General features: G+C 71.1%; 17 protein-coding genes and 1 pseudogene. 10 read left to right on the top strand and 8 right to left on the bottom strand.

Annotation, left to right across the window (positions count from 1 at the left end; genetic code table 11):
• The first annotated feature begins 9 nt into the window (after window positions 1-9).
• From G6045_RS18360 to G6045_RS18350, 3 genes are all read left to right on the top strand, one after another.
• Window positions 10-381 (top strand): DUF1801 domain-containing protein, encoded by a 372-nt coding sequence (locus tag G6045_RS18360; protein ID WP_165333063.1) that lies wholly within the window; start codon window positions 10-12, stop codon window positions 379-381.
• Between the two features lie 126 nt (window positions 382-507).
• On the top strand, window positions 508-1,701 hold the full coding sequence (locus G6045_RS18355; protein ID WP_165333062.1) for an acyl-CoA dehydrogenase family protein: 1,194 nt from the start codon (window positions 508-510) through the stop codon (window positions 1,699-1,701).
• Window positions 1,701-2,186 carry a nitroreductase family deazaflavin-dependent oxidoreductase gene (locus tag G6045_RS18350; RefSeq protein ID WP_165333061.1) on the top strand — a complete coding sequence of 162 codons (486 nt, stop codon included), beginning with the start codon at window positions 1,701-1,703 and terminating at the stop codon, window positions 2,184-2,186. Before G6045_RS18355 ends, G6045_RS18350 begins: the two co-directional genes overlap by 1 nt.
• An 88-nt stretch (window positions 2,187-2,274) precedes the next feature.
• Here the strand turns inward: G6045_RS18350 and G6045_RS18345 are convergent, their stop codons facing one another.
• Window positions 2,275-2,922 carry a TetR family transcriptional regulator gene (locus G6045_RS18345; protein WP_165333060.1) on the bottom strand — a complete coding sequence of 216 codons (648 nt, stop codon included), beginning with the start codon at window positions 2,920-2,922 and terminating at the stop codon, window positions 2,275-2,277.
• Between the two features lie 241 nt (window positions 2,923-3,163).
• Here G6045_RS18345 and G6045_RS18340 point away from each other — a divergent pair, with 241 nt between their 5' ends.
• Entirely contained in the window at window positions 3,164-3,946 is a 783-nt protein-coding gene (locus G6045_RS18340; RefSeq protein ID WP_165333059.1) for a VOC family protein, read from the top strand.
• A 198-nt stretch (window positions 3,947-4,144) separates the two neighbouring features.
• Entirely contained in the window at window positions 4,145-6,508 is a 2,364-nt protein-coding gene (locus G6045_RS18335; RefSeq protein ID WP_165333058.1) for an outer membrane protein assembly factor BamB family protein, read from the top strand.
• Window positions 6,509-6,535: 27 nt separating this feature from the next.
• Here the strand turns inward: G6045_RS18335 and G6045_RS18330 are convergent, their stop codons facing one another.
• Window positions 6,536-7,234 (bottom strand): hypothetical protein, encoded by a 699-nt coding sequence (locus tag G6045_RS18330; RefSeq protein WP_206343880.1) that lies wholly within the window; start codon window positions 7,232-7,234, stop codon window positions 6,536-6,538.
• Window positions 7,235-7,397: 163 nt separating this feature from the next.
• On the opposite strand from G6045_RS18330, the gene G6045_RS40885 reads away from it, so the two are divergent.
• Window positions 7,398-7,970: a hypothetical protein gene (locus tag G6045_RS40885; RefSeq protein ID WP_328707821.1), complete on the top strand. Its 573-nt coding sequence runs from the start codon at window positions 7,398-7,400 to the stop codon at window positions 7,968-7,970.
• Between the two features lie 23 nt (window positions 7,971-7,993).
• Here the strand turns inward: G6045_RS40885 and G6045_RS18320 are convergent, their stop codons facing one another.
• The 3 genes from G6045_RS18320 to G6045_RS18310 are packed head-to-tail and all read right to left on the bottom strand — an operon-like array spanning window position 7,994 to window position 10,368.
• A complete protein-coding gene (locus tag G6045_RS18320) occupies window positions 7,994-8,764 on the bottom strand; it encodes an enoyl-CoA hydratase/isomerase family protein (RefSeq protein WP_165333057.1) in 771 nt (256 codons plus the stop codon).
• Window positions 8,764-9,207, bottom strand: coding sequence for a Zn-ribbon domain-containing OB-fold protein (locus tag G6045_RS18315; protein WP_165333056.1), 444 nt, complete (start codon window positions 9,205-9,207; stop codon window positions 8,764-8,766). Before G6045_RS18315 ends, G6045_RS18320 begins: the two co-directional genes overlap by 1 nt.
• Window positions 9,208-9,213: 6 nt before the next feature.
• A complete protein-coding gene (locus G6045_RS18310) occupies window positions 9,214-10,368 on the bottom strand; it encodes a lipid-transfer protein (protein ID WP_165333079.1) in 1,155 nt (384 codons plus the stop codon).
• 119 nt (window positions 10,369-10,487) lie between these two features.
• Between G6045_RS18310 and G6045_RS18305 the strand changes: the two genes are divergently transcribed.
• Window positions 10,488-12,092 carry a FadD3 family acyl-CoA ligase gene (locus tag G6045_RS18305; RefSeq protein ID WP_165333055.1) on the top strand — a complete coding sequence of 535 codons (1,605 nt, stop codon included), beginning with the start codon at window positions 10,488-10,490 and terminating at the stop codon, window positions 12,090-12,092.
• 90 nt (window positions 12,093-12,182) lie between these two features.
• On the opposite strand, the pseudogene G6045_RS18300 reads toward G6045_RS18305, so the two are convergent.
• The 3 genes and pseudogenes from G6045_RS18300 to G6045_RS18290 all read right to left on the bottom strand — a co-directional run.
• A pseudogene (locus G6045_RS18300) lies at window positions 12,183-12,545 on the bottom strand (VOC family protein); the annotation flags it as partial.
• Window positions 12,546-12,701: 156 nt separating this feature from the next.
• Window positions 12,702-12,848 (bottom strand): hypothetical protein, encoded by a 147-nt coding sequence (locus G6045_RS18295; protein ID WP_165333053.1) that lies wholly within the window; start codon window positions 12,846-12,848, stop codon window positions 12,702-12,704.
• 390 nt (window positions 12,849-13,238) lie between these two features.
• On the bottom strand, window positions 13,239-16,217 hold the full coding sequence (locus tag G6045_RS18290; RefSeq protein ID WP_165333052.1) for an AfsR/SARP family transcriptional regulator: 2,979 nt from the start codon (window positions 16,215-16,217) through the stop codon (window positions 13,239-13,241).
• Between the two features lie 242 nt (window positions 16,218-16,459).
• On the opposite strand from G6045_RS18290, the gene G6045_RS18285 reads away from it, so the two are divergent.
• The 3 genes from G6045_RS18285 to G6045_RS18275 all read left to right on the top strand — a co-directional run bounded on the left by G6045_RS18285 (window position 16,460) and on the right by G6045_RS18275 (window position 19,252).
• A complete protein-coding gene (locus G6045_RS18285; RefSeq protein WP_165333051.1) occupies window positions 16,460-17,692 on the top strand; it encodes an amidohydrolase family protein in 1,233 nt (410 codons plus the stop codon).
• A 46-nt stretch (window positions 17,693-17,738) separates the two neighbouring features.
• Window positions 17,739-18,152: a PaaI family thioesterase gene (locus tag G6045_RS18280; protein ID WP_165333050.1), complete on the top strand. Its 414-nt coding sequence runs from the start codon at window positions 17,739-17,741 to the stop codon at window positions 18,150-18,152.
• Between the two features lie 158 nt (window positions 18,153-18,310).
• The gene (locus tag G6045_RS18275; RefSeq protein ID WP_165333049.1) at window positions 18,311-19,252 is read left to right on the top strand and encodes an LLM class F420-dependent oxidoreductase; all 942 of its coding nucleotides are present in this window, start codon (window positions 18,311-18,313) and stop codon (window positions 19,250-19,252) included.
• Window positions 19,253-19,259: the final 7 nt, after the last annotated feature.

Genomic DNA, 19,259 nt, shown 5'->3' with positions numbered 1-19,259 from the left:
GCTCGGACCATGGTGCAGAGCGACGCCCGGGACGTGGACGCCTACCTCGGGGAGATCGAGGACGACAGCCGACGCGCGGCGATGACGCGGCTGCGGGAGCTGTGCCGCGCCGAGCTCGCGGGGTTCGAGGAGGTCATGGCGTACGGGATGCCGGGCTACGTACGCGCGGGCGGCGGGCAGGAGATCGGGCTCGCCAGCCAGAAGCAGTACATCTCCTTCTATCTGATGCGCCCCGACGTGCGCGAAGCCTTCGCGGCCAGGCTCGAAGGGCAGAACATGGGCAAGGGGTGCCTGCGTTTCCGCAGCGCCGCCAAGGTGGACTACGACCTGGTCAGGGACCTGTTGAGGGCCACCGCGAAGGAGCCCGGGCGGATCTGCTGAGGGCGCGGGCGCGGACCGGAGTCGACAAAGCGCCCTCCACCCCTGTGCATCTGGCCGCGCAAGTCCTAACATGACGCGCCGTCAGATCCGGGGCCGCCAGAGGGGACCCGGGGGAGGAGCCCGCTCATGGACGCCGCGTTCACTGCCGAGCAGGACGAAATCCGCCGTACGCTGCGCGAGCTCATGGCCAAGCGCGCAGGCCCCGACGAGGTCAAGGCGGCGGCGCGCACCCCCGCCGGTCACGACGACGAACTGTGGCGCACCCTCGCCGCCCAGCTGGGCCTGCCCGGCCTCGCCCTCGACGAGGAGCACGGCGGGGTGGGCTGCACGACCACCGAACTCGCCCTCGCCTGCGAGGAGACGGGACGTGTGCTGCTGCCGTCCCCGCTGCTGTCCACGGCCGCGCTCGCGCTGCCCCTGATCCGCCGGCTCGGCAGCGAGGAGCAGCGGCGCGAGCTGCTGCCGAAGATCGCCGAGGGCGCGCTGACCGCCGCGCTCGCCGTGCCGGGCGCCGCGCTCGCGACCGCGCTCGGTCTCGCCGGCACCAACCAAGGGGACTGGGCGGGCGGCGGGCGCGCGGGCGGGGTGCAGGCGCGCTGCGGCGAGGACGGCTGGCGGCTGTACGGGCAGGCCGAGCAGGTCCTCGACGGGCACACCGCCGATCTGCTGCTCGTCGCCGCGCACACGGGCGGCTTCGCCCGCTCCCGTACGCTCCTTTTCCTCGTACGGGCACAGAGTGAGGGCGTCGTCCGCGTACGGCAGACGACACTGGACGAGACGCGGCCGCAGGCGAGGATCGAACTGCGGGACGCCGCCGCCGAGTTGCTAGGCCCCGACGATGCCGCGGTGGTCGCCGAGGCGCTCGCCGCGACCGGGAACGCCGCAGCCGCCGTGCTCGCCGCGGAGGCCGTGGGGGCCGCGGACCGCGCTCTCGAGCGGACCGTCGAATACGCCAAGCAGCGCGAGCAGTTCGGGCGGGCGATCGGCTCGTTCCAGGCCGTGAAGCACCGGCTCGCGGATGTGTACGTGGCCGTGCAGGCCGCGCGGTCGGCGGCCTACTACGCGGCCTGGGCCGCCGCGCGCGACGACGGCGAACGGGTGGGCGGACTCGCCCTCGCGCAGGCGCTCGACGCGCTGCGGACCGCATCGGGGGAGGCGATCCAGCTGCACGGCGGGATCGGTTTCACCTGGGAGCACGAGGCGCATCTGTACTTCAAGCGGGCCGCGAGCGACGAACTGCTCTTCGGTCCCGTGCACCGGCTGCGCGCTCATGCGGCCGACCACGCCGGTCTGTTCGTCGCCGAGGAGGTCGCGGTCTGATGCCGCCCGGAGTCAAGCTCATGCAGAAGGTGTCGTCGAGCAGACTGTTCATGAAGGTCGGTCCGCATTTCGTACCGGCGATGGACCGGGCCGTGCACAAGCTCACGCGCGGCAAGGTGATGCTCAGCGCGCAGATGCTGCCGGGGGTCATCCTCACGGTGAAGGGCGCGAAGAGCGGGATTGCGCGCCGTACTCCACTGGCGTGCATGCCCGAGGAGGACAACGGCACCTGGGTGCTCGTCGGCTCCAACTTCGGCCGCCCCGGACATCCCGTATGGACGGTGAACCTGCTGAAGAACCCCGACGCGGAGATCAGCTGGAAGGGCACGGACATCGACGTCACGGCCCGGCTGCTCGAAGGCGACGAGCGGGCCGCGGTGTGGGAGAAGTGCCTCAAGTTCTGGCCGCCGTACGCCACTTATCAGCAGCGGGTGGACCGGGAGATACGGCTTTTCCGCCTCGAGCGGCGCACACGGGAGCAGTGAGGCGTCCACGGGAGCAGTAAGAAACAGGCGGCGGTCACCCTCGCCCGGAGGGTGACCGCCGCCCGTATGACAGGAAGGGTGCGAAAGGCTACTTCATCGGCTTTTTGCCGGTGATGCCCAGATGCACCAACAGCGCGAGATTCGGCTTCAGTTCGGCCTGCTTCACACCCCAGGTCGAGAAACCCTTCTGGTGCGAGGCGACCGCCGCGAGCATCGCGACGAGGGAGCCGGCCATCGCCGCGGCGTTGACGTCCTTGTCGACCTTGCCCTTGTCCTGAAGGTCCTTGACCGTGTCGGTAAGGGAATTGGTCACCGAATTCAGGATCTTCATACGGATTTTGTAGAAGCGCTTGTCGCCCTCGGCCGAGCCGAGGTCCACGACGCGCATGATCGCGTCGTTCTTGCGCCAGAACTCCAGGAAACCGTCGACAAGTTCCTGCGAAGTCCCCCAGCCGGCCTTGCCCACCCAGGAGCGTTCGGCGAGCACATCGGTCAACCCGGCGCCCTCCGTGGCCATTTGCTCCGCGATCTCCAGGACGGCGCCTTCGACATCGGGGAAGTACTGGTAGAAGGTCGCGGGCGAAGTGCCCGCTTTCCGCGCCACATCGATGACCTTGACGTCACGGTAGGGCGAGGAACTGAGCATCTCACTGAGGCAGTCGAGCAGCTTCTGACGCGTCGCCTGCCCGCGCCGTCCGGCCACACGGCCGTCGACGGTACGCACTTGTCCTGTCATGCCGTCAGCTTACCGAGGGGTGATCGGGGCGCGATTCGGCCGACTGCAAATGGGGACGGGAGAGATACGGGGGAGTTAGGGGGACTCGGGGTATATGGGAGATCTTGGGGTCGCTCCGGGGGCCTGACCCGGACGGCGAACTGGCCAAGTGTTCGATTCGTTTTCCTGCGGTACGCCGGGTACGGCACTAGCTTGGCTGTGACGGGCGCCACAGGGTCCCGTGACTCCGGGAGGTGGGGCCGTGGCCGCGTATACCGAGGGTGTGCCCTGCTGGGCGGACGCCCTGCTGCCCGATGTCGAGGCCGGCAAGCGGTTCTACGGGGAGCTCTTCGGCTGGACCTTCGACGAGGGCGCCGGACCCGAGTACGGGCGCTATGCGCAGGCGTACAAGGAGGGCAAGGCCGTCGCCGCGCTCGCGCCCAAGCGGGACGGGCGGATGCCCACGGTGTGGAACGTGTACTTCGCGACCCCGGACGCCTTCGCGAGCGCACGGAAGATCAGGGACGCGGGCGGCCGGCTGGTGACGGAGCCGATGCCCGTCGGCCCGTTCGGCACCATGGCGCTCGCGGCCGATCCCGAGGGCGCGGTCTTCGGGCTCTGGCAGGGCGGTACGCACGAGGGCTTCGAGAAGGCCGGGGAGCCGGACTCCTTCTGCTGGACCGAGGTGAAGGTGCGTGACGCAGCGCGGGCCGACGCCTTCTACGAAGACGTCTTCCGCTTCGAGGGCTTCGACCTGGACGGCGTGATCGACGGTTTCCGCACCTGGTCGCCTGCCGGCGCCGAGGCCGGCCCCGATACGGCCGTCGGCGGGCGTGAGCTGATGGGCGAGGGGGTGCCGGCCGAGCTGCCCGCGCACTTCCTCGTCTACTTCAATGTCGACGACTGCGACGAGGCCGCCCGTGTCACCCGGGGGCTCGGTGGCCGGGTGCAGAGCCCACCCGTCGACATTCCGTACGGACGTATCGCGACGCTCGTGGACAATCAGGGCGCCGTCTTCGCCGTACTGCAGGATCACGCGGACTGACCCTCGACGCTTTGCCCCATCTCATCCCGTAATGGGGTGAGACCTCCCGATCGGGCCCCGGGTTCGCAACCGCCGCTCGCGCCAGGAAGAATCAGGGTGCGTGCCGCCAGGGCGGCTCGGTGGTGAGACGCTGACGATGGGCACGAGCCCGTTCGCTCGGTGGTGTCCCACGGTCAGTTACGGGGAGGTGGCAGGCAAGTGGTGGAGCAGCTGACGCAGCACGATCCGCGCCGGATCGGGCCGTTCGAGGTGCTCGGCCGGCTCGGTGCCGGCGGCATGGGTCTGGTCTATCTCGCGCGCTCGGCCTCCGGCCGCCGGGTGGCGATCAAGACGGTCAGGACCGAGCTCGCCGAGGACCAGCTCTTCCGTGTCCGCTTCACCCGTGAAGTGGAGGCGGCCCGTGCCGTCTCCGGCTTCTACACCGCGGCCGTCGTGGACGCCGATCCGCGCGCCGCCGTGCCGTGGCTGGCCACCGCGTATGTCCCCGCGCCCTCGCTCGAAGAGATAGTGAATGAGTGCGGGCCGCTGCCGGCCCAGGCCGTACGGTGGCTGGCCGCCGGGATCGCCGAGGCGTTGCAGTCCATCCACGGCGCGGGTCTGGTGCACCGCGACCTCAAGCCGTCGAACGTGCTCGTCGTCGAGGACGGCCCCCGCGTCATCGACTTCGGTATCGCCTCCGGTGTCTCCAATACGCGTCTGACGATGACGAACGTGGCCGTCGGCACCCCGGCCTACATGTCGCCGGAGCAGGCCAAGGACTCGCGTTCCGTCACCGGTGCGAGCGATGTCTTCTCGCTGGGGTCCACGCTCGTGTTCGCCGCGACCGGACATGCCCCCTTCCATGGCGCGAATCCGGTCGAGACCGTCTTCATGCTGCTGCGCGAAGGGCCCGACCTCGACGGGCTGCCCGAGGAGCTGCGGCCGCTGATCCTCGACTGCATGCATATGGAAGCGGCGATGCGGCCCAGCCCCGCCGACCTCCAGGCCCAGCTCGCCCCGCACCTGTTCGCGTCCGGCTCCGACGACTCCGGTACGGCCTCCGCGTGGCTGCCCGAGCGGTCCGTCGCGCTCATCGAGGCGCGCCGCGGCGGGCGTCCGCCCGTGCGGACCGGCCCTTCCGGCCGCAGCGGCGGCCGTGGCGTACCGCCGCAGCCCGCGCAGCCCCCGCAGCCGCCGCCCCGGCCCTCTCGGCCGGCCGGCGGCGAGGACTGGGACGAGGCCTGGCGCCGCACGCCCGACGCCCCCGACCCCTCGCCGGTACGGCTGCCCGGCGCGCAGGTGCCGATCGGGCCCGGCCCCCGGGTCGCCGACGCACGGCGCGAGGCGGACAAGCGGGTGGGCGCCCCCGAGGCGGCGCTCGCCGCGTCGTGGTCGCGTTCGGCGGGCGTCAACGGCGCGGAGCCCGCGCCCGTGGTCCCGGCGCCGTCCGCGGGACCGGCGTCCTGGCGGCCGTGGCGCTTCCGGATGTCCAACGACGTCTGGGGCACGCCGCATGTCGTCGGCGACCGCGTGTACGTCACGTCGTTCGAGGTGCACGCGCTCGATGTGGCCACCGGGCGGCGGCAGTTCAAGACCCGTGACGTGGCCTGGTCGATGGCGATCACCGACGGCCGTATCCACGCCTCCGACGGGCCCACGCTCTTCACGCTGGATGCGGCCGACGGCACCGATCTGTGGCGCTTCGCGACGGAGGCCTGGGTGTACTCGCTCAAGGCCGGCCGCGGCACGGTCGTCGCCGGGCTGCGCGGCGGCGCCGTCTGCGGCTACGAGGCGGCGAACGGCGAGAAGCTCTGGGAGATCACCGGGGCGCAGACCGACTTCGAGACGCCGGAGGCCGGGCCCGTCATCCACGAGGGCACGGTGTTCCTGTGGAAGGACGCCAGGCTGCGCGCCGTCGAGGCCCGTACGGGTGTCGAGCGGTGGTCCTATCCCATCGGGGACGCCGCCTCCTGCGGAGGTGTGCCGGTCCGGCTGACCCCGGCGTCCGACGGCGCGGTGTACGTCGCGGCCGGGACCCGGGTGCTGGCCATCGACATCACGTCCGGGCAGGTCCGCTGGCACTTCGAGGCACCCGCGGTGTTCCTGTCGCCGCCCGCGTACGCGCCCGGCGCCGCGGTCACCGGCGGCGGGGTCTACCTCGCGGACTATCTGGGCACGGTCTACGCCCTGGACGCCAAGGACGGGCGGGACCGGTGGCGGATCGCCACGGAGTCGCGGTCGTCCATCGACCCGGTCCTCGTGGCCTTGGGGCATGTGCACGTGGGCGCCGGCAACGGGCTCTACACCCTGGACGCCGTCACCGGTACGCCCAAGTGGCGCTTCCAGGCGGGCGGCGAGGTCATCGGCTCCCCGGTCGCGGCCGAGGGCCGGCTGCACTTCGGCTCCGCCGACCACTGCCTGTACACCCTTGACGCGGTGGGCGGTCAGCTCCGCTGGAAACTGGCGACGGGCGGCGAGATCACCGGGGCGCCGGTCGCCCAGGCGGGCGTCGTGTACGCGTGCAGCAAGGACCGGTGCGTGTACGCGCTGGACGCGGTGAAGGGGACGGGGACGGCGCGGTAACTCGACCGCTTCCAGCCCCTGGGCAACTCAGCCGGAGCCCGAGCCGGACGGCGGCGGAGGCTTGTGCCAGGCCGGGGGAGGGCCGTCCTGCTGCTCCGGGGCCGGCCGCCCGTCCGCAGGAGGCATCGGAGGCGGCGGGGACGCTGCCGGAGGCGTCGACGACGGGCGGTCGCCGTACGCGTCGAACGAATCCGAGGCGTACGGGTCCGAGGCGTACGGGTCCCGGTCCGGGGCGTACGGGTCCGGGCCGTCCAGAGTCGGCACCGTGGACGCCGGGGCCACCGGCGCAGGAGCCGCCCTGCGGGACCGGCCCGACATGATCAGGGCGGCCAGCAGGATCATCGCCCCGCCCACGAACGCACTGCCCGCGCCGACATCGAGCCCGTTGCCGTCCGCGTCCACGGAGAGCGAACCCTCCGCCTGTCCCACGCGCACCATCCACAGGACCGCGAAGCCCATCGCCACGATGCCCGCGAAAGCGAGCAGCAGACGCGAGCGCACGAACACGCCCACCAGCGTCACGATCGCGACGAACAGGAACGGCAGGAACAGCGAGCCGAACAACTGCGCCTTGTCGTCCGTGACACCGTCCGCCGAGAACAGCTCGTCGATGCGGTAGTCACGGCCGAGACGGCCGTCGTACCAGGCACGGAAGGGGCTCCAGACGACGGCCGCCGCTCCGGCGAGAGCGAGGATCGACCCGAGGACGTTGCGGACGCGGCTCATCGGTGACCTCCCATGAGGGGCTCTCGTTCCCGACGCTACGCCGCACCCCCGGGTCTCACCACCGGGAACCGGGTCCGTTCGCTGCTGCTAAGGTGCCGCCGGTTCGATTCGTTGATCGGGGGAGGGGCCCGCAGTGCGGCTTCGTCGTGTCAGGTTCGCAGTCGTGCTGGTCGCCGTGGTGCTCGCGCTGACCGGCTTCCAGACGTCGTCCACATCCGGTGGGAAGAGTGGCAGCGGCAAGAGCGGGTCGAGGAGCGGTTCCGGCGGTGGCGGATGCTCGAGCAGCAAGTCGAGCGGTTCCTCGACGGGCGGATACCGCGACCACGACAACGACGACTACGACGACGACTCCGGGTACGAGGACACCTCCTCCGGCGGCGCCGAGGAGCCGACCGAGGAGCCCGAGCCCACGGTGGCCAGTGACGGGGCGTATGCCGTCGTCGTGAAGTGCCTCGGTGACGACTCCCGGTCCGCGAAGAAGAAGCGGCAGGGCGGCAAGCTCCGCAAGCCCGGCTACGACAAGGCCTCCGAGGTCGAGGTGCACGCGGTGAGCGGTGGCAGGTACCGGGTGGGCGTCGGGTTCGTGGACGTCATGGACGTGGGTCAGGACGCGAACGACACGACTCTGACGCTGAAGGCGGGCGAGACGCGCAAGGTCCGGATCCCCATGAGCGACTCCTCGCAGGCACCGAAGGTGCAGGGCTGCGAGGTCTACGAGGTGACCCTGCTGGACTGACCGGCACGGCGCAGGCGTAAAGCTCAGCGCAGCCGGAACCCCGGCTGCCGTTTGCCGAAGAGCCCGGCCTGTTCGCCGGACGGCAGGTTGCCGAGGCCGATCAGCTGGGGTGCCTGGGCCGCCGCCTGCGCCCGGGCCGGAGCCGACGCCGCCCACACCGCACGCACCGTGCCCTCGACGGCCGCGGGCGGATACGAGGCGATGACCTCCGCCGAGGACACCGCGGCCGCCAACACCTCGCCCGGCTCGGTGAGTTCGGAGACGAGACCGACCTCGTACGCGCGCCGCGCCGAGACCCGCTCGGCCGTCCCCATCAGGGACATCCGCGCGACCTCCCCGAACGGCATCCGCTGCGCCATGTAGATGGCCTCGTACGCGCTCACCATCCCGTACGTCGTATGCGGATCGAAGAACGTCGCCCGCTCGTCCGCGACGATGAACTCGCTCTCGCCGAGGAGGTAGAAGGCCCCGCCGCAGGCCATCCCGTTCACCGCCGCGATCACCGGTTTCCACAGGTCGCAGGCCTTCGGCCCGATCGCGACCAGGGGATCGTCGATGGTGTACGGGGACGGCGGCTGCGGCACGTCGACGCCCCGGTCGATCCCGGTGCAGAAGGCCTTCTCGCCCGCTCCGGTGACCACGACGGCCCGTACCGACGTGTCGAACCTGAACTGCCGCCATGCGGCGGTCAGTTCGGCGGCCGTCTCCAGATCGATCGCATTGTGCTTCTCGGGCCGGTCCAGGGTCAGGACCGCGACCCCGGTCTCCTTGTCGCACTCCACACGTAGGGACATCAGCGCTCCAGGACCCACTGCGGCATCGTGAACTCGCCGATCCGCGCGAACACCACCTGCACCCGCGCCCCGATCTTCAGCCGGGACGGATCGACGGAGTTCCACGGGGCGCCGGCCTCGGTGACGAGGTTGCCGACGAGGCGGATGCGCGGGGCGTCGGCGAGTTCGACGACGATCGCGTTGTACGGGGCCATCTCCGCGTACGCCGGAAGGAGCGGCGGATGCGGGAAGACGTACGACCAGATCCGGCCCTTGCCGCTCATCCGCCGCCACTCGCTGTCGAAGGACCGGCAGTGCGGGCAGCAGGGGCGCGGCGGGAAGCGGAGCTCGCCGCACTCGGGGTTCGCGCAGGCCTGGACGCGCAGTTCGTGCTGGGCCGTGTACTCCCAGAAGGGCGCGCCGTCGTCGTCGACGACCGGGGCCAGGAGGTCGGAAGAGGTCATCGGGGATCAGCTCCTCAGGAGTACGGCCGATGTGGGGACGCCCTCGCCCGCGGTCACCAGGCAGGTGGCCGCGTCGGGGACCTGGGCGGTGGAGGTGCCGCGCAGCTGCTTGACGCCCTCGGTGATCAGGTTGAAGCCGTGCACGTACGCCTCGGAGAGGCCGCCGCCGCTGGTGTTGATGGGCAGCCGGCCGCCGATCTCCAGGGCGCCGCCCTCGGTGAACGCCCCGCCCTCGCCGCGTCCGCAGAAGCCGTAGCCCTCCAGGGAGAGCGGGATGAGCGGCGTGAACGCGTCGTAGATCTGCGCCACATCGATGTCCTCGGGGCCGAAGTCGGCCTGCTTCCACAGCTGTCGGGCGGCGGTCCAGGCGGGGCCGGACAGCGGGTCGTCGTTCCAGTAGTTGACCATGCCGTGGTGCTGCGCGGGCAGGCCCTGGGCGACGGAGTGCAGATAGACGGGCTTCTGACGGCAGTCGCGGGCGCGCTCGGCGGAGACGATGACGGCCGCCAACGCACCGTCCGTCTCGAGGCAGTTGTCGAAGAGGCAGAGCGGATCGCTGATCATGCGGGCCGTCATGTACGACTCGCGGGTCATCGGGCGCTCGTACATCTGCGCCGCCGGGTTCTGGTTGGCGCGGTTGCGGCAGGCGAGCGCGACGTTGAAGAGGTGGTCGCGGGTCGTGCCGTACTCGTGCATATGGCGCCGGGTGAGCATGCCGATCTCGTCGGCGGGCCGCAGCAGACCGTACGGACGGGTCCACTGGCCGGGTGTGGGGAGTTGGACCTGGGTGTTGGTCCACGGGCGGCGGCCCGAACCGCGCTTGCGTGAGCGCCAGGCGACACCGACGCTGGCCTGCCCGGTCGCGACGGCCGAGGCGAGATGGGCGAGCGTGGCGCAGGAACCGCCGCCGCCGTAACCGACCTTGGAGAAGAAGGTGACGTCGCCCGCGCCGATCGCCTTGGCTATCTCGACCTCGTCGGTCTCCTCCATCGTGTACGAGGCGAAACCGTCGACCTCGGCGGGGGAGATGCCCGCGTCGTCGAGCGCCGCGAGGATCGCGCGGCAGGCCAACGCCTTCTCGGATTCCGGTAGTTGTTTCGCGAAGGGGGTCTGGCCTATCCCGACTATCGCTGTAGCGTCCTTCAATGCGCCCGCGGCCATGGCCACCTCCGAGATCACGCGCCTGCATCCCTGCTGACAGCGGAGGAGGCTACAGCTAATCTGACGGATAGTCAGCTACTGCGGTGGGAGGGCTTGCGATGCGCGGGGAAGAGCGAGTGATGCGCGGCGACCTTGAGTGGGGCAGCATTCCGGGCCTGGTACGTGCGGCGGCCCGGCGTTACGCGGCGCAGGAGGCGGTGGTCGAGGGCCGCACCCGGATCACGTACGCGGAACTCGGCAAGCGCGTCGAACGCGCGGCGGCGGCGTGTATCGCGAGCGGGGTCGAACCCGGGGACCGGGTGGCGGTGTGGGCTCCCAACACCCTCGACTGGATCGTCTCCTCGCTCGGCGCGGTGTCGGCGGGCGCGGTGCTCGTCCCGCTCAACACCCGCTTCAAGGGCAGCGAAGCCGCGTATGTCCTCGGCCGCTCCCGCGCCAAGCTGCTGTTCATCACGGGGACGTTCCTCGGCACCTCGTACGTGGCTTCGCTGCGGCGGGCGACCGCCGAGGGCGAGGGCTCCGGACCGCTGCCGGCGCTCCCGCACCTGGAGCAGGTGGTGGTCCTGTCCGACGACGCCCCGGAGAACTTCCGTACATGGAAGGACTTCCTGGCGGGCGGGGACGCCGTACCGGCCGCGGAGGTCGAGGCGCGAGGAGCCGGCATCGACCCGGCCTCACCCTCGGACCTCATCTTCACCTCGGGCACGACGGGCCGCCCCAAGGGCGCCGTCATCACCCACGCGCAGTCCCTGCGCTGCTACGACATCTGGAGCGAACTCGCCGGCCTGCGCGAAGGCGACCGCTATCTGATCGTCAACCCCTTCTTCCACACCTTCGGCTACAAGGCGGGCATCCTGGCCTGTCTGATGCGCGGCGCGACGATGGTGCCGCAGCCGGTCTTCAGCGTGGACACGGTGCTCGCCAACATCGCCAGCGAACGCATCTCGGTCCTGCCCGGACCGCCCACCCTCCACCAGTCCCTCCTCGACCACCCCGCGCGCGCCAAGCACGACCTGTCGGCGCTGCGGCTCGTCGTCACGGGCGCGGCGGTGGTCCCGCTGCAGTTGGTCGAGCGGCTGCGCTCCGAGCTCGGGATCGCCACCGTCCTGACGGCATACGGCCTTTCGGAGGCCAGCGGGGTCGTCACGATGTGCCGGCGCGGGGACGCGGCCCAGGTGATCGCTCAGACCTCGGGGCGGGCGATACCCGGCACGGAGGTCCGTGTCGTCTCCCCGGGCGGCGAGACGCTCGCGACGGGGAAGTCAGGTGAGGTGATGGTGCGCGGGCACAACGTGATGCAGGGGTACTTCGAGGACCCCCAGGAGACGAAGAAGACCATCACGCCGGACGGCTGGCTGCGCACCGGGGACGTCGGCGTGCTCGACGAGGAGGGCAACCTCCGGATCACCGACCGCATCAAGGACATGTTCATCGTCGGCGGCTTCAACGCGTATCCGGCCGAGATCGAGCAACTCCTCGGGCTGCACCCGGACATCGCGGACGTCGCGGTGATCGGCGTGCCGGACGCGCGCCTCGGCGAGGTCGGCAAGGCGTACGCGGTACGGCGCGCGGGCTCGACCCTCACCTCGGACGATCTGATCGCCTGGTCCCGGCGCGAGATGGCCAACTACAAGGTGCCGCGACAGGTCGAGTTCGTGAGCGAACTGCCGCGGAACGCGAGCGGGAAGGTACTGAAGACGGAGCTGCGGGGGCGGCGGGGCTAGGGGCTCGGCTCGGCGTCAGCTCGGCGTCTGGTTCTGGGCCTGGCTCGGCGGCTAGTTCTGCGCCTGGCTCGGCGTCTGGGACGCGTCGATCTCGGCTTGGCTCGCCTCGACGCAGAACTCGTTGCCCTCGGGGTCGAAGAGCGTCTGCCAGCCCCTGCCGTTCGGGCGGCGCATATCGTTCGCGAGGGTCGCGCCGAGGGCGAGCAGCCGCTCGACCTCTTCGTCGCGGGTACGGTCCTGCGGCTGTACGTCGAGGTGGACGCGGTTCTTGAGCGTCTTGCCCTCGGGCACGGTCACGAACAGGATCGTGTCGCCCTCGTGCTCGACGATCGCCTCGGGGTCACCGGGATTGTCCTCGTCGCTCAGCTTCCCGCCGAGCACTTCGGCCCAGAACCGGGCCTGGGCGTAGGGGTTGTGGCTGTCGATGGTGATGTGCCGGATACGTGAGGTCATCCGGGCATCCTCGCCTGTGGGACCAGTCGGGGCAACGGAGTTGTTGCGCGCCCGGCAGCCCCCGTAGGCGCACGCCTCCCGTACCCATGCGGCGGCCGCGGCAGTGGGCTCCCCCTCCGCACTGCCGCGGCCGATCCCCCGTCGTGGAGTGCGGTCTCAGACGCCCTCGCCCGTGGCGTGCTCGTCGAGCGGCTTGATGGGCTCGCCGGTCGCGTGCTCGTCCAGCGGCTTGACCGGCTCGCCGGTCGCGTGCTCGTCCTCGGGCTTGACTATGACGGGCTCGGTCTTCTTCTCGTCGCTCATGCGTGGCTCCCCTGTGTAGTGCAGCGCGAATCGATGACGCCGCCCGCCCGGCAACTCCCCCGAGGATCGCCGGACGGGCGGTGTGGGCCGCTCACATTAGTGCGCGGCCCCGCGGTTGATCCGTCTGCCCCCCGACGCGGCGGATCGACCTCATGAGCATCTCGCGCCGCGATAAACGAACGATGAACGTCCTGTCCGGGACCGGCCACACACCTGTCACGAGGCGATACGAGACGGGATGGGTCCTTCCGCTACGGCTCTTCCGCCACGGCCCCTTCCGCCACGGCCCCTTCCGCTACGGCCGCCGGACGGGAGCCGCACCGGCCCGCGAACGAGTGAGGGCGAAGGAGCCAGGGGCGGGCGAGCGCCCGGCGAACCGACGCCCCCGGGCTACGCCGCCGCCGCGGGACTCAGCAGCCCTCGGACCTCGTCGGCCTCGGGCGAACCCAACTCCGCGTAAAGATCCAGCGCTTCACGCCAGCAGGCCGCCGCGCGCACGCTCATGCCCACGGCGGACAGCGCACGCCCGAGCACGGTCAGCACATTCGCCCGCCGCCAGTCGCCGCCGATGTCCTGGAGCGCCAGGGCCTGTTCGGCATGGGCCGAGGCCTGGGCGTGCCGGCCCGCCGCCAGGTGCGCCTCCGCCATCCGGTAGTGCGCCATGCCGAGCCACAGCGACTGCCGGCTCTCACGGAAGGTCGCCAAGGCGTTGGAGAGCTGGGTCAGCGCCTCGGTGGACCGGCCGGCACGGGTCAGGGCCACACCGAGGGCGTACTGCGCGTTGGCGATCCGCAGGACCGAGTCCAGTTCGGCGTAGATCCGTACGCCTTCGAGGGCCAGCTCCACCGCGCTGTCGATCTGGTCGAGTTCGAGCTGGACCCGGGACAGATTGCACACCGCGCTCGCCTCGCCCGGCCGGTTGGCGTCCGCGCGGAAGGCCTCGATGGCCTCGCGCAGATGGGCCTGCGCCTCCTCGTAACGGTGCTCGTAGAGCGCGATGATCCCCCGCTGGTTGGGCACGCGGCCCAGCGGCACCGGATCGGCGGCGGTCCGCCCCAGCTCGTACGCGAGCCGCGCCTCGTCGTCGGAGCGGTGGAACTCGCCTGCGAGGCTGAGCACATGGGCGAGGAAGGTCCGCGCCCGGCCCTCGGCGAGCGCGTCACCCGCGATGTGCGCGGCTTCGACGACGGTGCGCGCGGTCGCCTCGTAGCGGCGGGCGTCGACCCGGGACTCGGCGAGGTCCACGGCGGCCATCAGCAGATCCGCGGACCGCCGCAGCATCGCACCGTCCGCGGACTGCTGGACGCAGGCGAGCAGGCAGCCGGCCTCGGCGAACAGCCAGTCGACGGCCTGGGAGCGGGTGGTGAAGTGCAGGCCCTCGCGTGCGGTCGGTGAAAGATGGTCGACGAGCCGGTCGCCCGGCCGCTCGATCGCGTACACCTGCGCCGCCGTCGCCAGATAGAAGTCGAGCAACCGCGACAGCGCGGCCCCCCGCTCACTGGGCGGCTGCTCGTCGCGCTCCGCGCAGGAACGCGCGTAGAGGCGTACGAGGTCGTGGTAGCGGTAGCGGCCCGGCGCCGCGGATTCGAGGAGCGAGGCGTCGACGAGGGATTCGAGGAGGTCCTCGGCCTTCTCCTCGGCCAGGTCGAGGACCGCGGCGGCCGCCGCGAGGGAGATGTCGGGGCCGTCCGCGAGACCGAGGAGGCGGAAGGCACGGGCCTGGGACGGCTCCAACTGGCCGTAGCCGAGCTCGAAGGTGGCCTTGACCGCGAGGTCGCCCGCCTGGAGTTCGTCCAGGCGCCGGCGCTCGTCGGCGAGCTTCGCCGCGAGGACCGAGACCGTCCAGGTCCGGCGGGCGGCAAGGCGGGACGCGGCGATACGGATGGCGAGCGGCAGGAAACCGCAGGCGGCCACCACATCGAGCGCCGCCTCGCGTTCCGATGCCACCCGCTCCTCGCCGACGATCCGCGTGAAGAGCTGAAGGGCCTCCTCGGGCGACATCACATCCAGGTCGACGAGATGCGCACCCGCCAGGTCCACCATGCGGTGCCGTGAGGTGACCAGGGCCGCGCAACCCGCGGTGCCCGGCAGCAGCGGCCTGACCTGCGCGGCGTCACGCGCGTTGTCGAGCAGGAGGAGGACGCGCCGGCCGTCGAGCACCGAGCGGAACAGCGCCGAACGCTCCTGAAGCGTCTCGGGAATCGCCGCGTCCGCGGTGCCGAGCGCCCGCAGGAACGCACCGAGCACCGCCTGCGGCTCGGCGACGCGGGGGCCGGAGCCCTGCAGGTCGACGTACAGCTGCCCGTCCGGGAAGTGCACACGCGCGGCATGCGCGACATGGACGGCGAGGGTGGTCTTGCCGACGCCGCCGATCCCGGCGACGGCGGAGACCGCCATCACCTGGCCCTCGGCGGAGGCGAGCACATCGCTGAGCTCGGACACGAACGCGCCGCGCCCGGTGAAGTCGGCCACGGTGGCGGGAAGTTGGGCGGGCTGGATCGGGGCGGCGGCGGGCTGGGACAAGGGGGCCGCCGGCTCCGCGAGCAGCGGGTCCGCCCGCAGGATCCGCTGGTGCAGGTCCGCCAGGTCCTGACGCGGATCGACGCCCAGCTCCTCGGCGAGGAGACGGCGCGTGTCGTCGTACACCGCGAGGGCCTCCGCCTGGCGCCCGCTGCGGTACAGCGCGAGCATCAGGAGCTCGCGCAGCCGCTCCCGCAGCGGGTGCGCGGCCGTGAGCGCGGTCAGTTCGGAGACGGCCTCCGCGTGGCAGCCCTGCTCCAGATCCATGTCGAGACGGGTCTCGAGGATCTGCAGCCGCCACTCCACGATCCGGGTGCGCTGCGTGTCCGCGTACGGTCCTGGGACATGGGCGAGCGGTTCGCCGTCCCACAGACCGAGCAGCTTGTTGATGAGCGCCCGCGCCTGGCAGAGATCACCCACCGCGCGCGCCTTCTCGGCCTCCGTCCACAGCTCCTCGGCCACGGCGAGGTCGAGCGCGTCGGCGGAGCACCGGATCGCATAGCCGCCGGCCTCGCTGACAAGGGAGGCCGGGTCGAGGATCTTGCGCAGCCTGGAGGCATACGTACGCAGCGCGGCCAGGGCCTGCGACGGCGGCTCCTCACCCCAGATGCCGTCGATCAGCTCGGCCGCCGTGGCCGTCCGTCCGTGCCGGAGCAGCAGCGCGGCGAGCAGCGCCCGCTGCTGCGGGGACCCGGTCGGCAGCGGATCGCCGCCGCGCCAGGCCCGCACCGGTCCGAGCAGGCTGAACTGCAGCGGCGCCACGGTGCCCGGGGCCTGCGTCGGAGGTGGCGTCGCTGCCGGCGCAGGTTCCGGGCGCCGCTGGGGCGGCACGCGCGGTATACCGTCCATCGGTGTTCCCCCTGGCCCCCGTTTTGCCCCTGTTTGGGTAACTCCCGTCGGGTGTACGGGAATCACCTGGCCCAGTTTGCCCTCTGTACGGCCGTGCCGTCAGCTGCGCGCGCCACCTGTTGCGGGGCCCACACCTCGTGAAGTCGGCGAACCCCGGCTCGGCGGGGTGCGGCACCCGGTCCGTGCAAGCGGCCCCGCCCAGACAGCTGACGATCCGTCAGATAGCAGCTACCGTGGGGACCATGGAGACCTTCCCGAAGATCATCTCGGTGGACGACCACACGGTTGAGCCCCCCAACGTCTGGCGGGACCGGCTCCCGTCCAAGTACCAGGACATCGGCCCCCGGATCGTACGAGCGCCCCTGAAGGAAATGACCTTCCTCGGCGGCAAGTTCGCACCGGTGATGGGCGCACCCGGAGACGACGGGCCGATCGGCGACTGGTGGGTCTACGAGGACCTGCACCGCCCCCTCACCCGCCTCGACACGGCCGTCGGCTACTCCCGCGACGAGATCAAGCTCGAGGTCATCACGTACGAGCAGATGCGGCCCGGCTCGTTCTCCGTGCCCGAGCGCCTCGCGGACATGGACATCAACCACGTCCAGTCCGCCGTCTGCTTCCCGACCTTCCCGCGCTTTTGCGGCCAGACCTTCACCGAGGCCAAGGACCGCGAACTCGGCCTGCTCGGCGTACGCGCGTACAACGACTGGATGGTCGAGGACTGGTGCGGTCCCGACGCCAAGGGCCGGCTCATCCCGCTGACCCTGATCCCCTTGTGGGACGCGCGACTTGCGGCCGAAGAGGTCCGCCGCAACGCCGCGCGCGGGGTCCGTGCGGTCGCCTTCTCCGAGATACCCCCGCACCTCGGTCTGCCCTCGATCCACACGGACGAATGGGACCCGTTCCTCCAGGCCTGCGACGAGACCGGCACGGTCATCGCCATGCACATCGGCTCCTCCTCGAAGATGCCGTCGACCTCGGCCGACGCCCCGCCGGCCGTCGGCTCCACCATCACCTTCGCCAACTGCTGCTTCTCGATGGTCGACTGGCTGATGAGCGGCAAGTTCGAGCGCTTCCCCAACCTCAAGATCATGTACGCGGAGGGCCAGATCGGCTGGATCCCGTACATCCTGGAACGCGCCGACGTGGTCTGGGAGGAGAACCGGGCCTGGGGCGGAGTCGCGGACAAGGTGCACCGGCCGCCGTCGGAGCTCTTCGCCGAGCATGTCTTCGGCTGCTTCTTCGACGACGCGTTCGGCCTGAAGAACCTCGACGCGATCGGTGTCGACAACGTCCTGTACGAGACGGACTATCCGCACTCGGACTCGACCTGGCCCAAGTCCAAGGAGGTCGGCGAGGACCAGATGGGACACCTGGCCCCTGACGTGGTCGACGCCTTGGTGCGCGGCAACGCGATCAAACTCCTCGGCCTGACGGAGGACGGCCTCTGGGGGCCGTCGGCGCCCAAGGCGTAAGTCGACGCGGAGGTTCTCCCCGGCGGGTGCTGGGGAGAACCTGCGCATGACTCTCACCCCCGCCGAGGCCGAGAAGATCCTCGCCGCCAACTTCGCCCCCTGGGTGCTCGATCTGGGCCTCACCGTCGTCGAGACCGGCGAGCTGCACGCGGTCCTGCGGCTGCCGTGGTCCGCGCGGCTCGCGCGCGAAGGGGGCGGGCTGTCCGGGCAGGCCCTGATGGCCGCGGCCGACACCGCGACCGTGATCGCCGTGGCGGCGGCGCGAGACGGGTTCGTACCGATGACCACGGTGCAGCAGTCGACCAGCTTCCAACGGGCTGTCCTGGACGCCGACGTGCGCGTGGCGGCCCGGATCACCAAGCTCGGCCGCAGGATGGCCTTCGCCGACATCACGATGACGGCGTACGGCGCGACGGAGCCGGCGGCGCGGGCGAGCACGGTGTACGCGTTGCTGGGGTGAGCGCGTCGCTGAGGTGAGCGCGTTGCCGGCGTAAGCCGTGCGGGCCGGGCAGGGGCGGCGCGCACGGCTCCTGCCACGGCCCTTGTCTGATGCACCGTCAGGTACCACGATGTCCCCGTACCTGGACGTGACGGTTCGTCAGATAAGGGGAGCCCGGCATGACGTACGAGCAGGGGCGGCTGGTGTACGGGATGCAGCTGCCCATCCAGTCGCAGAGCACCATCTTCGCCGAGGCCTGGGAGCCGGACGCGCGCGTCGAGGATCTCGTCGAGATCGCCCGCACCGCCGACCGCTCCGGGTTCGCCTACATCGCCAACTGTGACCACGTCGCCATCCCGCGCCGTCTCGCCGACGCGATGGGCACCACCTGGTACGACCCGGTCGCGACCCTCTCCTTCCTGGCCGGCGTGACCGAGCGCGTGCAGCTGCTCACCCATGTCGGCGTCGTCGGCCTGCGCCATCCGCTCGTCACGGCCAAGGCGTACGCGACCCTCGACCACCTCTCCGGCGGCCGCCTGGTCCTCGGAGTCGGCGCGGGTCATGTGGAGGAGGAATTCGACGCGGTCGGCGTGGACTTCGCCGGGCGCGGCCGCGTACTGGACGAGACCGTCGACGCACTGAAGGCCGCACTCGGCCAGGAGGAGTTCCCCGAACACCACGGTGAGCGCTACCGGTTCAGCGGACTGGGGCAGCGCCCGCGCCCGGCGCAGGAGCGGGTGCCGATCTGGGTCGGCGGATCATCCCCGGCGGCGGTGCGCAGGGCCGCGACCAAGGGGGACGGCTGGCTGCCGCAGGGCGATCCACGGACGAAACTGCCCGCTCAGATAGCCAAGTTGAGGCAACTGAGGGAAGCGGCCGGGGTGGAGGAGCCGATCGTCATCGGCACCATCGCCGAGCCGATGTACATCGGCGAGCCCGACTGGGACACCGGCAAGTGGACGCTCACGGGCAAGGCGGAGGCGCTCGCGGAGTCACTGCGCGAGTTCAAGACGATGGGCGTCCACCAGATCCAGGTCCGCTTCCGCAACCGCAGCCGCACCGAACTCACGGACCAAATGGCCGCGTTCGGAACCGAGGTCGCCCCCCTCCTGAACACCTGACCCCGCC

The sequence above is a fragment of the Streptomyces mesophilus genome, from assembly GCF_011044995.1.
In the GTDB taxonomy this organism is placed as follows: Bacteria; Actinomycetota; Actinomycetes; order Streptomycetales; family Streptomycetaceae; genus Streptomyces; species Streptomyces mesophilus.
The sequence above is the reverse complement of the archived record's forward strand: the minus strand, read 5'-3'. Positions and strand labels throughout refer to the sequence as shown.

What these genes read in the sequence shown, in the direction of transcription:
- G6045_RS18275 (WP_165333049.1), top strand. Translation starts at nt 18,311, where the DNA reads ATGACGTACGAGCAGGGGCGGCTGGTGTACGGGATGCAGCTGCCCATC.
- G6045_RS18280 (WP_165333050.1), top strand. Translation starts at nt 17,739, where the DNA reads ATGACTCTCACCCCCGCCGAGGCCGAGAAGATCCTCGCCGCCAACTTC.
- G6045_RS18290 (WP_165333052.1), bottom strand. Translation starts at nt 16,217, where the DNA reads ATGGACGGTATACCGCGCGTGCCGCCCCAGCGGCGCCCGGAACCTGCG.
- G6045_RS18355 (WP_165333062.1), top strand. Translation starts at nt 508, where the DNA reads ATGGACGCCGCGTTCACTGCCGAGCAGGACGAAATCCGCCGTACGCTG.
- G6045_RS18315 (WP_165333056.1), bottom strand. Translation starts at nt 9,207, where the DNA reads ATGACCTCTTCCGACCTCCTGGCCCCGGTCGTCGACGACGACGGCGCG.
- G6045_RS18345 (WP_165333060.1), bottom strand. Translation starts at nt 2,922, where the DNA reads ATGACAGGACAAGTGCGTACCGTCGACGGCCGTGTGGCCGGACGGCGC.
- G6045_RS18310 (WP_165333079.1), bottom strand. Translation starts at nt 10,368, where the DNA reads ATGGCCGCGGGCGCATTGAAGGACGCTACAGCGATAGTCGGGATAGGC.
- G6045_RS18350 (WP_165333061.1), top strand. Translation starts at nt 1,701, where the DNA reads ATGCCGCCCGGAGTCAAGCTCATGCAGAAGGTGTCGTCGAGCAGACTG.
- G6045_RS18320 (WP_165333057.1), bottom strand. Translation starts at nt 8,764, where the DNA reads ATGTCCCTACGTGTGGAGTGCGACAAGGAGACCGGGGTCGCGGTCCTG.
- G6045_RS18305 (WP_165333055.1), top strand. Translation starts at nt 10,488, where the DNA reads ATGCGCGGCGACCTTGAGTGGGGCAGCATTCCGGGCCTGGTACGTGCG.
- G6045_RS18285 (WP_165333051.1), top strand. Translation starts at nt 16,460, where the DNA reads ATGGAGACCTTCCCGAAGATCATCTCGGTGGACGACCACACGGTTGAG.
- G6045_RS18360 (WP_165333063.1), top strand. Translation starts at nt 10, where the DNA reads ATGGTGCAGAGCGACGCCCGGGACGTGGACGCCTACCTCGGGGAGATC.
- G6045_RS18330 (WP_206343880.1), bottom strand. Translation starts at nt 7,234, where the DNA reads ATGAGCCGCGTCCGCAACGTCCTCGGGTCGATCCTCGCTCTCGCCGGA.
- G6045_RS18295 (WP_165333053.1), bottom strand. Translation starts at nt 12,848, where the DNA reads ATGAGCGACGAGAAGAAGACCGAGCCCGTCATAGTCAAGCCCGAGGAC.